8 protein-coding genes and 1 pseudogene are annotated in these 12,497 nt (G+C 65.2%); 4 read left to right on the top strand and 5 right to left on the bottom strand.

Translation table 11 applies throughout. The annotated features are described in order from the left end of the window. The first annotated feature begins 1,486 nt into the window (after nucleotides 1-1,486). The 3 genes and pseudogenes from ILP92_RS13295 to ILP92_RS18560 all read left to right on the top strand — a co-directional run. Nucleotides 1,487-2,380, top strand: coding sequence for a hypothetical protein (locus tag ILP92_RS13295; RefSeq protein ID WP_198916896.1), 894 nt, complete (start codon nucleotides 1,487-1,489; stop codon nucleotides 2,378-2,380). Between the two features lie 146 nt (nucleotides 2,381-2,526). Continuing rightward, the gene (locus ILP92_RS18565) at nucleotides 2,527-2,664 is read left to right on the top strand and encodes a transposase (RefSeq protein WP_438361555.1); all 138 of its coding nucleotides are present in this window, start codon (nucleotides 2,527-2,529) and stop codon (nucleotides 2,662-2,664) included. A 451-nt stretch (nucleotides 2,665-3,115) separates the two neighbouring features. Continuing rightward, nucleotides 3,116-3,484, top strand: a pseudogene (locus ILP92_RS18560) (integrase core domain-containing protein); the annotation flags it as partial. Between the two features lie 322 nt (nucleotides 3,485-3,806). Here the strand turns inward: ILP92_RS18560 and ILP92_RS13285 are convergent. Further along, nucleotides 3,807-6,134, bottom strand: a complete 2,328-nt coding sequence (locus ILP92_RS13285; protein ID WP_198916895.1) for a heavy metal translocating P-type ATPase — start codon at nucleotides 6,132-6,134, stop codon at nucleotides 3,807-3,809. Between the two features lie 142 nt (nucleotides 6,135-6,276). Continuing rightward, a complete protein-coding gene (locus ILP92_RS13280) occupies nucleotides 6,277-6,981 on the bottom strand; it encodes an endonuclease/exonuclease/phosphatase family protein (RefSeq protein ID WP_198916894.1) in 705 nt (234 codons plus the stop codon). A 55-nt stretch (nucleotides 6,982-7,036) separates the two neighbouring features. Here ILP92_RS13280 and ILP92_RS13275 point away from each other — a divergent pair, with 55 nt between their 5' ends. Next, nucleotides 7,037-7,753, top strand: a complete 717-nt coding sequence (locus ILP92_RS13275) for a DUF2238 domain-containing protein (protein ID WP_198916893.1) — start codon at nucleotides 7,037-7,039, stop codon at nucleotides 7,751-7,753. 129 nt (nucleotides 7,754-7,882) lie between these two features. Here the strand turns inward: ILP92_RS13275 and ILP92_RS13270 are convergent, their stop codons facing one another. From ILP92_RS13270 to ILP92_RS13260, 3 genes are all read right to left on the bottom strand, one after another. Further along, on the bottom strand, nucleotides 7,883-8,644 hold the full coding sequence (locus tag ILP92_RS13270; RefSeq protein ID WP_198916892.1) for a hypothetical protein: 762 nt from the start codon (nucleotides 8,642-8,644) through the stop codon (nucleotides 7,883-7,885). After that, nucleotides 8,641-11,082 carry a Lon protease family protein gene (locus ILP92_RS13265; protein WP_198916891.1) on the bottom strand — a complete coding sequence of 814 codons (2,442 nt, stop codon included), beginning with the start codon at nucleotides 11,080-11,082 and terminating at the stop codon, nucleotides 8,641-8,643. Before ILP92_RS13265 ends, ILP92_RS13270 begins: the two co-directional genes overlap by 4 nt. A gap of 194 nt (nucleotides 11,083-11,276) precedes the next feature. Further along, nucleotides 11,277-12,476: a ferredoxin reductase family protein gene (locus ILP92_RS13260; protein ID WP_198916890.1), complete on the bottom strand. Its 1,200-nt coding sequence runs from the start codon at nucleotides 12,474-12,476 to the stop codon at nucleotides 11,277-11,279. Nucleotides 12,477-12,497 lie beyond the last annotated feature (21 nt).

Here is a 12,497-nt window from a genome sequence, read left to right as displayed (position 1 = left end):
TTGCGAGACAGCCCGGTCCGCCGTGAAATCTCGCGGATGGGTAGATGACTTCGTTGACTACATGCTCATCGCCGAAACCAGGCAGAAGGTTTCGATCCGCGCGCTATACGCCGAGTATCGGGATTTTGTCGTGCCAAGGGCCGCCCGCGTTTCGAGAACATCGAGGATGAACTGAAGCTGTTTGAGAAGTATGCGCCTGTCTACTGCACGCTTGGGGGCAAGGAAGATGATCTCGGAGACCGTCCTTGAGCGCCTGCCGTGCGCTGCGTTCGAAACATGCAGGTGCCGCAAGATCAAGGCTGCCCAGCAACAACCAAGCGCTTTCCCAGGGTAGGGGGTGGCGCCAAAGATCTCTGCCTGATCGCATTTTCTTTACCACGTATCCGGTCCCGGCGCGAGCGATGCCGGTGGCGCATTGTGAAGTCGGGTAAGCATAACCTCTTGTCGCAATTCCGAAATCCGTAAGACAACAGAGGCCGGTCGGAGTTGCGACGACACACTTCTGGTTTTGCACCCGCCGCGAACGTCCGGAATGCGGGCCGCACCGCAGCATGCCGCTTCGCCGTCGAATGACAGCTTGGGACAGCCGACGACGTCGCCCGCTCGCTCGGCATAATGTTTGATGCCGCACTGCCGCAGGTCTGCTTGGAGCCCGAAGCGTGAACTGTCCCGCAGGCGAGTGGAACAGCTAGCAGGCGGACAATGGCTGAGCCACTCGGTTTCCCGACTGTCTTGCCATAAGGGATGAGGAGCAGTATCGGAGCATCATACAATTTTGACGGAGGAAGCGGAACTTGCGCTTTTTTTGGTCGTACTTTTGGCAATCGTTGCCCCAACGCTTTCCGCGGCCCAGACATCTGTCACACGTTGTGGATTATTTTCGGTCCGACCAGAGAGCGAAGCTCTCATTTTCGACAGGGCTGGAAATATTCAGCGAAAGGTTGGGCCGGGGCTTCAAACCTGTATTCCGTATTTTGAAACCTATGTGATTGAAAACACTCTCTTCGAGAGACGTTAGGACGTTAGAGGCTCATTCCGGGAGGATGGATGTGAAGTCAATGTTTCAATTTTCTGGAACATATCGGATTCGGAAGACTATCATTTAAAAGGACGAGATGCGATTGCCTCCGGATCTATCCGCAATCTGGCGAAAGAGGTTCTTGACGGCGCAGAGATTTCTGAAGTTGACTTGAAGAAGATTCCGAATTTTTTAGACACCATCTTGCGTGAAAAATCTCAAATGCTCGATGCCTCTGGCATTCATACTATCCGTTCTTTTTCAACGGTAGAAAATTGTAGCCAGGAATGAGTGCGCAATCGATCCGAACGGCTGCTTCGTCCGGCGCCTGATCAGTTCGTGCGAGATGCAGCGAAGGCCAACTCTGCTGAGACCGTGCGTTCTTGGATCATGCGGCGAAGGTCTCCTAAGAGCCCAAATGGACTTGCTCTCTTCTCTCTACCGCGCGAGACTTAGCACGGTAAATTGGTGCAAAGGAAGCAAACTCTGATTGATTTTCCTGATCCATTTGGCATACGCGCAATCCGCGCAATCCGCGCAATCAATGAACATGCGTTGCTCCGGAACGACGCAGATCGTGAGGCCCGTGCAGCAAGACTAGCTCCCAGAAAAGTCACTGACTTCACAAAACTCGTAGAACACGTTGGTCGAACCGTGAAATCTGAAGGTCGTCCTTGCAGCTATCTGCCTTGGAAATCCGCCTTAAAGGAGTATTCACGAGTTCCTCCGTACACCGGCAAACTACCTGATGACTGGCATTGGCTTCCGTCAGACCTCATGAACTTCGCGGCAGATATCGCGCAACCGGGATGGCCAGAACCTCGAGCAGACTTGATTGAGTTCGCCATCACTTTTCTTGAGGCAGATGTAATGCTGTTTAGGTCTGGATACGTAAAGCGACATCTGATCAGGAGGTTGCAGCAATCTGAATTGTCCGGGGATCAGGTTTCTCGAATTGACTCGATTTTGCGCCGAGCAGTTGTTCAAGGCGCGGGTATGGAGGAATTTCGAGCGTTTCGAAAGATAGCAGCGCACCTCTGTCTCCTAGGACATCTTCCCGATCTTCGCCAGTGGCTTGAGGAAAAGTCACGCGGGGCAATTCTCACAATTGACCGTGCGGACGGCGAGCTTTTCGCAAAAATTATGGGTAGCGCAGAATTGTCTGAGCCAGATCTAAATCGAGCATTGGCAGTAAACTTCTTTGGACCGTCGAAATGGGGTGTTGTTTACCCAGAGATGAGGAAGGTTGTTCGGGCTGGGAAGTTAGTAAAGGAGCCGTCGCAACAGATTAAGCACAACGCGTACCTGATGCTGGAAGCCATACGGAGACGCGAAGCGGCTCAGAGTAAGTCTCAGTCGTGACCGAAGTCTGCTCTGTCCGCATAGCTCACACTCAGCAGTATCTCGATCCTGCACACCTGCACGAATGATGTGCTCCCCGAAAACGCCCCCGATTTTGGTTAGAGTTTTTCGCATTGGATCCCTGGCTGGGAGAGAAGCGGAAACGCATGAAATCAGCGAAGGTCACGGACGCTCAGAAGGCGTTTAGGATCAAGCGGGCGGAGGATGGAACGCCCGTGGTTGAGATCTGCCGCAAGGCTGGGATCAGTTCGGCAACATTCTTCAATGGGAGTGCAGGCGGATAATAAAAGCGTCCAGTGGACAGTTTTCCCGCCAAACTAGTCTGCGGTTCTGATGCCGTCCGAGATGAAGCGCCTGCAAGAACCCGAGCAGGAGAATGCGCGGCCGAAGAAGGTCGTCGCGGACCTATCGCTCGACAAGGATCTGGCGAGCCTTTGTCCGCCATTGGTCCGAGGACAATGGCAAGCGGACGTCATCAAGCGAAAGCTCGTCGCCATTGCGGCTCGGACCAATGGCGCAGCAATGGCAACCCTGCCCGGTAGAGGATGCTGGTCGATGAGATGCGGGCGAATTGGCGCCCTCTCATAGCTGCGAGCAGCGCCTGCCGGGCAGCGAGTGTCGATCCGCCGTGCTTGCGCGGTGATCCGGTTTGATCCCAAACCCCACCGCTAGACGTCTCGTCGGCCCGGCCAGGCCGCGCTGGAACAGCGTATCAGGGAGATTTTCCAGACCCGGGTTCGATTCGGCTACCCGAAGACGATCCGGGTCGACCAGGGCAGCGCGTTCATCTCGCGCGACATGGATCTCTGGGCCTATCAGCGCGGTGTCACACTCGACGTCTTGCGACCGGAAGGCCAGCCGACAATGCCTTCATCGGGGCCTTCAATGGGCGCTTCGGACGGAATGCCTGAACCGCCATTGGTTCATGAACCTTGAAGATACGGCCGAAAAATTGGAGGCTTGGCCCCTCTCGGCCGCTTGCGTCGCAATCGCCTGACGGGCAACGGTAGAGACTACACCGAAGAACGGCCGCACAGCGCGATCGGGCACAAAGTCCCGGCGGAACTGATGAAATCACTGCACGACACCAGCCCGTGCACCTGATCGAAGGGCGGAAACCCGATAAAGACCAAGGGCGCGTTGGGGAGCAGAGCGCAAGGCCGCGCTACTTTCGCTAGGAATGCGGGACCAAAACCGAGCAGGTCACAGCGCAAATTGCGGGGGTCGGAACGTGACTTGGAGTCCGAAAAGGCGGCGCAGGAATTCCAATGAATTCCCGGACTCGAGATCCGGCGCATGCGAAAGCCTCGACGTCAGATTTGTTCCTTCCTCGCATTTTCTGCCGATGCCCGGTGGCCCGTCGGCAGTGGTGCGACCCGCGTGGATGGATGTTGCCGACGCCGCGCGCCGCATCGATATCGACCTCTCAGTGGCGGGGGTCCAACCGGACGCGGCGCAAGCGAAGGGCGTTGGCGATCACCGACACCGATGACAGGCTCATGGCGAGGGCTGCGATCATCGGCGACAGCAGCAGCCCGAAGATCGGGTAGAGGATCCCGGCCGCGATCGGAACGCCCAAGGCGTTGTAGCCGAAGGCGAAGGCCAGGTTTTCGCGGATGTTGCGCATGGTGGCGCGGGACAGGCGGCGGGCGCGCACGATCCCGGTCAGGTCCCCCTTCACCAGCGTGATCCCGGCGCTTTCCATGGCGACATCCGCGCCGGTGCCCATGGCGATGCCCACATCCGCCAGGGCCAGGGCAGGCGCGTCGTTCACGCCGTCGCCCACCATCGCGACGACGTGCTCGCGGCCCTGCAGCTCGGTGACCAGCGCGCCCTTGTCCTCGGGGCTGACGCCGCTGCGCAGCTCGTCGATGTCCAACTCGCGCGCAACTGCGCGCGCCGTGCGTTCGCTGTCGCCGGTGGCCATGACGATCTGCAGTCCCGTCTTGCGCAGCGCGCGGATCGCGTCGGCCGTGGTCGCCTTCAGCCGGTCCGACACCGCGATCAGCCCCGCTGCCGATCCGTCCACGGCCAGGAACATGGCGGTCTTGCCGTCGCCTTCCAGCGCGTCGGCCCTGTCGGCCAGCGCGCCGAGCGCGATGCCTTCGTCCAGCATCATCGCCCGGTTTCCGAACGCCACCCGCGCGCCATCCACGCGGCCCAGGACGCCCTTGCCGGTGACCGCGTCGAAATCCGTGACCTCGCTTCGGGGGACGTCGCCCGCGCCCGCGACGATCGCCTCGGCCAGCGGATGTTCCGAGCCCTTTTCCAGCGCCGCGGCAAGCCCCAGCAGCCGATCCCGCGACATATCCCCGGCGGGCACCACGTCGGTCAGGACCGGGCGCCCCTCGGTCAGGGTGCCGGTCTTGTCGACCACCAGCACGTCGCATTCGGCGAACCGCTCCAGTGCCTCGGCGTCGCGGATCAGCACGCCCGCCTGCGCGCCGCGGCCCGTCGCCACCATGATGGAAATGGGCGTCGCAAGACCCAGCGCGCAGGGGCAGGCGATGATCAGCACGCTCACCGCGGCCGCCACGGCGAAGCCCAGCGACGCGTCCGGGCCGAAGGCCAGCCACGCCACGAAGGCCGCGATGGACACGGCGACCACGGCGGGCACGAAGAAACTGGCCACCCGGTCGGCCAGGCCCTGGATCGGCGCGCGGCTGCGCTGGGCGCGGCTGACCATCTGGACGATGCGCGCCAGCGTCGTCTCGGCGCCCACGGCCTGGGCTTCCATCACGAAGCCGCCCGTCCGGTTCAACGTGCCCCCGGTCACCCGGTCGCCTTCGGTCTTCTCGACCGGGATCGGCTCGCCCGTGATCATGCTTTCATCCACCGACGAGCGGCCGGACAGCACGACCCCGTCCACGGGCACGCTTTCGCCGGGGCGCACGCGCAGCTGGTCGTGGCGGCGCACCTGCGCAAGCTCGACATCCTCTTCGCCGTCCGGCGTGACGCGCCGCGCCGTTTTCGGCGCGAGGTCCAGCAAAGCCCGCACGGCGTCGCCGGTCCGCGCGCGCGCCACCAGTTCCATGATCTGGCCCGCAAGGACCAGCACCAGGATCACCGCCGCGGCCTCGAAATAGACGGGCGGAAGCCCGTCCGCCCCGCGCAGTGCCGCGGGAAACAGGCCGGGCGCCAGCATCGACACGACGCTGAAGGCATAGGCCGCCAGCGTCCCAAGCGAGATCAGCGTCCACATGTTCGGCGTGCGGTTGCGCACCGACGCCCAGCCGCGCCGGAAGAACGGCCAGGTGAAGATCATCACCGGCGTCGCCAACGCGAATTGCAGCACCGCGAAATTGCGGGGGCCGATCCAGGCGTCGAAGGGCAGGCCCAGATGGGTGCCCATCTCCAGCCCGAAGACGATGGCGGCCAGCGGGGCGGTGATGCGCAGGCGGCGGCGCAGATCGGCAAGCTCGGGGTTGGGGCCGCTTTCGGCCGTCACCATCATCGGTTCCAGCGCCATGCCGCAGATCGGGCAGTCGCCGGGGGCGTCGCGCACGATCTCGGGATGCATGGGGCAGGTGTAGCGCGTGGCTTCGGGCCGGGTGTCTGGCGGCGGGCGGCCGCCCAGGTATTGCTCGGGCGCAGCCTTGAACTTGTCGCGACAGGCGGCCGAGCAGAAGACGTGGCGCTCGCCGTCGTGGATCGCCTCGTAACGCGCGGTCGCCCGATCGACATTCATGCCGCAGACCGGATCGGTCGCGGTGTCCGCCGGAGCCTTTTCGTTCGCGTGGTCCATTGGCCGCATGTTCGCACCCCTTGCCGATGCTCATCGCGTTGCGTTCGGTATCGGTCTTGGGCCACCCGGCGCCGCGGGGCCTTGATCCCGGTCAAGTCAGGGTCCTGACAGGGATGGGCCGAAGTCCCGTCAACCCGCCGCCGCTGGCCGGTCAGACCGTCCGGGCGGGCAGCGCGATGTCGGACCAGATCGGCAGGTGATCCGATGCCCGGCGCGCAAGCGCGTCCTGCGCGACGCCCGCATTCTTCAGCCGCAGGTCGCGACTCAGGGCGAAGCGGTCGAGGGCCGCGACCGGGCGGCGGGCGTGGAAGCTCAGCCCCGGCGCGTGGGTGACGAAACGCTCTGCCAGCGGCTCGAAGCCGCGCACTTCGGACCACTCGTTGAAGTCGCCCGCGATGACAGTGTGGCCACGTCGCGCGGCCAGCCGGTCGAGCGCGGCCAGCTGGCCCAGCCGGTCGCGCCGCCGCAGCCCCAGATGCGCCCCGATGACGCTCAGCCCGTCACCGATCGCGAAATCCACCAGCACCGCGCCGCGCGGCTCGAGTCCTGGCAGGTCCACCCGCCGCGTCCGCTCGACCGTGGTCGGATCACGCACCAGCACCGCGTTGCCGTGCCAGCCCAGGCTTGTCCCGTTGGCGGAAAGCTCGACCAGCGTGAAATCGGTCTCGGCCTCGATCATCCGGCGCGGCAGCGCGGGCGGCCGCCGGCCCAGTCGTCTGTCGGCCTCTTGCAGCACGACGATATCCGCGTCGAGCGCGTTGATGACGGCCAGCGTGCGCTCGGGCCGCCGCCTCTGGTCAAGCCCGCGGGCCTTGCGGATGTTGTAACTGGCGATGCGGATCGCGTTAAGATGCATGGGCGGTATATAAGGACGCAGCGTTCCGTTTACACCGCCGCGCACGAGGCATGACATGCACCTGATCCGCGACACCGGGCGACCGATCCTGACGATCTGGGCGCTTCTTCTGCTCACCGGCCTCGTCTCGCTGGTGCTGGCGCGCTGGTCGCTGGCCTTCGTCAGCTTCCTGACCCTGGGCCTGTCGCTGACACCGCCGCTGCTGGCGTCGCGCCTGTCGCTGACCCTGCCGGTGCCGTTCCTCTTCGCCACGACGCTGTTCTTCATCGGCTCGATCTTCCTGGGCGAGGCGTTCGACTTCTACGAACGGGTCTGGTGGTGGGACCTGTGGCTGCACGCGTTCTCGGCGGTGGGCTTCGGTCTCAGCGGCTTTCTGTTCGTGCTGATGCTGTTCGAGGGCGACCGCTTCGCAGCGCCGCCCGGTGCGCTGGCCTTCATCACCTTCTGTGTGGCGATCACCATCGGTGCGCTGTGGGAGATCTTCGAATTCGTCATGGACCTGTCGTTCGGGCTGAACATGCAGAAGTCGGGCTTGGTGGACACCATGGGCGATTTGATCATCGACGCGGTGGGCGCGTCCATCGCCAGCGCGACCGGCTACCTTTACCTGGTGCGCAGCCCCACCTGGCTGCTGGGCGACGCCCTGTCGGACTTCATCGCGAAGAACCAGCGGCTTTATCGCAAGTCCCGCGCGCGGCTGCGCAGGGGGGCAGGGCTGACCGGCCCGCGCGATGACAAGCGGGCCGACGCCCCGCGGGACGATACCGACTAGCCCGCGCCACCCCGGGACGCGAACACCCCCGGCCGACCGCCGCGCCGATCAGGACGTGGATCCCGGCACCGCTCGTCACGCCAAGACCGTACGGAACGAAAGTTAAAACCCGGGCGTCCTCCGCCTGGCTCATTCGGCCTGGCGGCCTTCGTCCCCCGGCGCGACCGAACCCGAACGCCGGTCGGCCGCCAGGCCCAGAACCAGCACCGGGCAGCGCGCGACGTCGACGACCTGCCGCAATTGCTGCACGGTCGTGAAGGGCCCCGCGGACAGATCGACGATGACCGCCGCCGCCCGGATCCGGCTCAGCCACCGGAGCAACTCGGTCTCGTCGGCCCAGCTCATGCCGACGGCATCGGCACCCGCGTCGCTGTCCAGCGACACGGTCGCGAGCCTTGCGCGCAGGGTTTCGGCCAAGGTGCGCCCGAGCCCGGCCATGCGCTGCGGCACGCCGGTCGGCGGGGCGATGACGATAACGCGGCCGACCCCCTTCGACGGATGGGCCTGACCCAGCAACAGCAAGTCACGCTCCCCGGCGACCTTGCAAAGACCGGCGACCAGCTCGCCCGTCTGCCGCCGCACCGACCAGGCCCGCTTGTGCTGCCGCGCGATGGCGCCAAGCGCCTTGCGGAACGCCCGCGCATCGTTGTCCAGGGCGGCCCGCAGACGCGCCACGGACGGGGCCGCCACCACGGACCCCCCGATGGTCACGATCCGGCGCCCGGGCGACGCGAAAAGGGACGTGACCTCGGTATCCTCCATCAGCACGCCCACCAGTTCGGACGCCATGCTCTGCGCCAACAGATCGGCGATGCCGAGCGCGGCGCGCGCGTCGGCGAAGGACGCGGCGCCGATCATCAGGCGATAGCGCGTGGCGGCGATGTCCGTCATGCCGACCCCCTGTCCCCGTCCTGCACCACGTCGCGCCCGAAGGCCCGGCGGCGTTCGGCGAAGCCGCGCAACCGGGCTTCGACGCGGCCGTTCACCGATGCGTCCGGGAACAGCCCGTCCGGGCCGCGCGCACCTGCCGCCACGCCGGTCAGGATCTCGATCCCGGCGTCGATCGTGGCGACCGGGACGATCCGGAACTTGCCCGCCCGCGCCGCCGATACGACCGCGTCGCGCAGCATCAGGTGATCGACATTGGCCGCCGGGATCAGCACACCCTGCCGTCCGGTCAGACCGCGGGCGTCGCAGGTCTCGAAGAAGCCTTCGATCTTCTCGTTGACCCCGCCGATGGGCTGCACGTCGCCCAGCTGGTTCACCGACCCGGTGACGGCCAGCCCCTGCGCGATGGGGATCTCGGCCAGGGCCGACAGCAGCGCGTAAAGCTCGGCCGAGGACGCGCTATCGCCGTCGACCCCGCCGTAATTCTGCTCGAACACAAGGCTGGCCTGCAGCGAGAACGGCAGATCCAGCGCGTAGGTCGCGGTCAGATAGCCCGACAGGATCATCACCCCCTTGGAATGCAGCGGGCCGCCCATCTCGACCTCGCGCTCGATATCGACCAGATCGCCGGTCCCCAGGCGGACCCGCGCCGTGATCCGCGACGGATGCCCGAACCGGTAGTCGCCGATGGACACGACCGACAGGCCGTTGATCTGGCCGACCGTCGCGCCGTCGGTGTCGATCAGGATCTTGCCGCGTTGCACCGATTCCTGCAGCCGCTCGCGGATGCGCGACCGGCGCCGTTCGCGCTTCTGGATGGCCTCTGCGATGTCTTCGGCCGCCACGACCGTTCGGTCGGCTTCTGCGGTGTAGTGATCGGCCTCGCGCAGGATATCGCCAAGCGCGCCCACGTGAAGCGACAGCTTCTGCGAATCTTCGGCAAGCCGCATGGATTCCTCGATCAGGGCGGCGATCGCATCGGCCGCGACGGGCCGCAGCTTGCTGCGCGCGGCAAAGCCGCCGATGACCCGCGCGTAAAGCACGATGGCCTCGTCCGAGCTGTCCATCGCGTTCTCGAAATCGGCCTGCAGCTTGAACAGATCGCGGAAATCCTGATCGAGCTGCACCAGAAGGTGATAGAGCATCCGCTCGCCGATCAGGGCGACCCGCACATTCAGGGGGATCGGATCGGGCTCGAGCGATATGGTCGACACCACGCCCAGCCGTTCGCCCATCGACCGGATCGCGATCTCGCCGCTTTTCAGGCAGCGCTTCAGCGCGTCCCAGGCCATGGGCTCGCTCAGCACGCGCCGCGCATCCAGGATCAGGTATCCCCCGTTCGCCCGGTGCAGCGCGCCGGGCCGGATCATCGTGAAATTGGTGGTCAGCGCCCCGAACCGCGCCACGTGCTCGATCCGTCCCGTCAGGTGGTCGAGCGTAGGCAGATCCTCGGTGACGACGGGGGCGGTATCGCCGTCCTCGCGGGACACCATGACGTTCACGGCGTAGCGGTCGAACTCGGGGTGGTCGTGGTACTTGCGCACGGCCTCGGGAAAGGGGCCTTCGTTACCGCCCTGGGACGCCTGCAGGAACAGCCCCGCATTGGCGATCATGTCGTGGCGCACCTCGGCAAGGTGGGCTGCGACCTGCGCGATCCCGGCGAAGTCGTCCTCGATCTCGGCCATCTGCGCCGACACGACCCGCTCGGCGGTGTGCGCGTTCAGCTGCTCGATCGCCTTGCGGCTCTGGCGTTCCAGCTTCGGGGCGTTGCGCAGAACCTGCGCCAGCTCTTCCTGCAAACGAGCGATCTTGTCGTCGATCTTCTCCTGCTCGTCCTTGTCGAGCGCCGCGTACTGGTCGGGCTTCAGCACCTTGCCGTCCCGGATCGCGGCCAGCATGAAGCCGACCGGCGTGCGGATCAGGGCGACGTCCTCTTCCTTCGCGCGCTCCGCGAACTCGGCCATCGCGGTTTCCTGCTGGCCGCCGTATTCCGCTTCGATCGCGTGGCGCTGGGTCTGGTAGTCGTCGGATTCAAACAAAGCGGGGATCTCGGTGGCCAGGTCGTTGACCAGCGCCTCCATCCGGTCCTTCAGCCGCTCGGCGGTCCCCGGCGGCAGCCGCAGGCAGCGCGGCTTGTAGGCTTCGTCGAAATTGTTGACGTAGGCCCATTCGTCGGGCAGCGGACGCCCCGCCGCTTCCTTGGCCAGAAGCGCCTGCACCGCGGTATGCCGACCCATGCCTTCCTCGCCGAGCACGAAGATGTTGAAATCCTGGTGGTGGATCCGGCCCGCCAGCCGGATCGCATCCATCGCCCGCTCCTGTCCGACCAGGCCGCCGTACGACTCCAGCTCCGCCGTCGTCTTGAAGGGCAGGGCTGCCGGGTCCACGCGTCTGCGAAGGGACCCGTGCGGCACGGACTGCGCGTCATCTGGGTGGGGCATGGGGATCTCCTGGCAGGTGCCGTCAGGCTCGCCCCAGTCCGGACGTCGCGCCATGATATCGATCAAAACGCCCGGGACTTTCGCGGCGGCGCTAGGACCTGAAGGCGAAGGCCAGCACGGCAAGGGCGACCGTGACGTTGAACACCCACCAGCCGATGGCCACGCGTCGATGGACGGGCAGGCGGCGCAGCAGCCTAATCATAATCGAACCGCTCCGACAGGATGCGGTCGGCGGGAACGCCCAGCTCGATCAGCGCGCGCTCGACGCTGTTCATCATGGCGGGCGGCCCGCACAGGAAGAACAGCCATCCCGACAGCTCTTCGTCCGAAAAGCGCGCCGCCAGGAACGCAAGGTCGACCCGCCCGCGCGCCCCGGTCCAACCCTCGGGCGGCGTTTCCAGGACCAGCTCGACAGCGACATTCTCGGCCCGTCCCAGCCGTGCCAGCTCGTCGCGGTGCACGATCTGGTCGATGCCCCGATCGGCGTAGACCAGCTTGCGCGGGTGCGGATCGTCTTCCAGGTCCAACTGCCGCAAGATGCCCAGCAGCGGGGCGATCCCGATGCCGCCCGCGATCAGGGCGATCCCCGTCGCCTGCCGCCCCACCGGCGTCAGCGTTCCGTGCGGCGCGTCCAGGTAGGCGGGCGTTCCTGTCGCGATGCGTCCCAAGGACGACGTGAAATCCCCCAGTTCCTTGATCAGGAAACTCAGGTTCCGCCCCGACGCCGGTGCCGAGCTGATGGAAAACGGGTTTTCGGCCACGTTGAACGGGCTGTGCCCGATATTGAGCCACGCGAATTGTCCGGCCCGATAGGCCAGCCCGTCATGGCCCCGGGGCGCGATCTCGACCCGCCAGATCCTGTCGGCCGCGCGCTCGATGCCCACGACCCGCCACGGCCTCCGGATCTGGCCAAGCGGAACGGCGACATGGACCCACAGAAAGCTCACCAGCGCCACGCCGGACAGCCCGATCCAGAACCACGCCAGCGTCGGGTCGTCCGCGTAGCGCCCGGCGACCAGCGTGTGATGCAGCAGCAGCGCCCCGATCACCGCCGCCCCGATCGCGTGTCCCCACCGCCAGCCGTCGTAGCGATAGCTTGGCCGACCGCGCGAGATCGCCAGAAGCACGAAGGTCGGCAGCAGTAGCCACGCGACGATGCCGCTCCACAGCAGGCCCAGGTCGCTGATGACGGTCAAATCGCGGGTGACGTCCCACGGGTAGGGCGGGTTGCGTTCCGCGCGGAACAGGAAGGGATGCAGCAGCGCCGCGGCAAGGGCCGTGCGCGCGATCAGGCGATGCAGGCGCAGCGTAGTATCAAGTCCGACCCGGTGCGACAGGGTGCGGAACCGTCCCGACAGGGTAAATTCCACCAGGATGATCGAAAACGCGACCATCCCCAGGCCCGACGCGATCTC

This window comes from Palleronia pontilimi, assembly GCF_016412875.1.
Classification (GTDB): domain Bacteria; phylum Pseudomonadota; class Alphaproteobacteria; order Rhodobacterales; family Rhodobacteraceae; genus Palleronia; species Palleronia pontilimi.
The sequence above is the reverse complement of the archived record's forward strand: the minus strand, read 5'-3'. Positions and strand labels throughout refer to the sequence as shown.

Bases quoted from the DNA above. Each gene is read 5' to 3' on its own strand.
- ILP92_RS18565 (WP_438361555.1), top strand. From the start codon at position 2,527: ATGAAATCAGCGAAGGTCACGGACGCTCAGAAGGCGTTTAGGATCAAG.
- ILP92_RS13285 (WP_198916895.1), bottom strand. From the start codon at position 6,134: ATGCGGCCAATGGACCACGCGAACGAAAAGGCTCCGGCGGACACCGCG.
- ILP92_RS13280 (WP_198916894.1), bottom strand. From the start codon at position 6,981: ATGCATCTTAACGCGATCCGCATCGCCAGTTACAACATCCGCAAGGCC.
- ILP92_RS13275 (WP_198916893.1), top strand. From the start codon at position 7,037: ATGCACCTGATCCGCGACACCGGGCGACCGATCCTGACGATCTGGGCG.
- ILP92_RS13270 (WP_198916892.1), bottom strand. From the start codon at position 8,644: ATGACGGACATCGCCGCCACGCGCTATCGCCTGATGATCGGCGCCGCG.
- ILP92_RS13265 (WP_198916891.1), bottom strand. From the start codon at position 11,082: ATGCCCCACCCAGATGACGCGCAGTCCGTGCCGCACGGGTCCCTTCGC.
- ILP92_RS13260 (WP_198916890.1), bottom strand. From the start codon at position 12,476: ATGGTCGCGTTTTCGATCATCCTGGTGGAATTTACCCTGTCGGGACGG.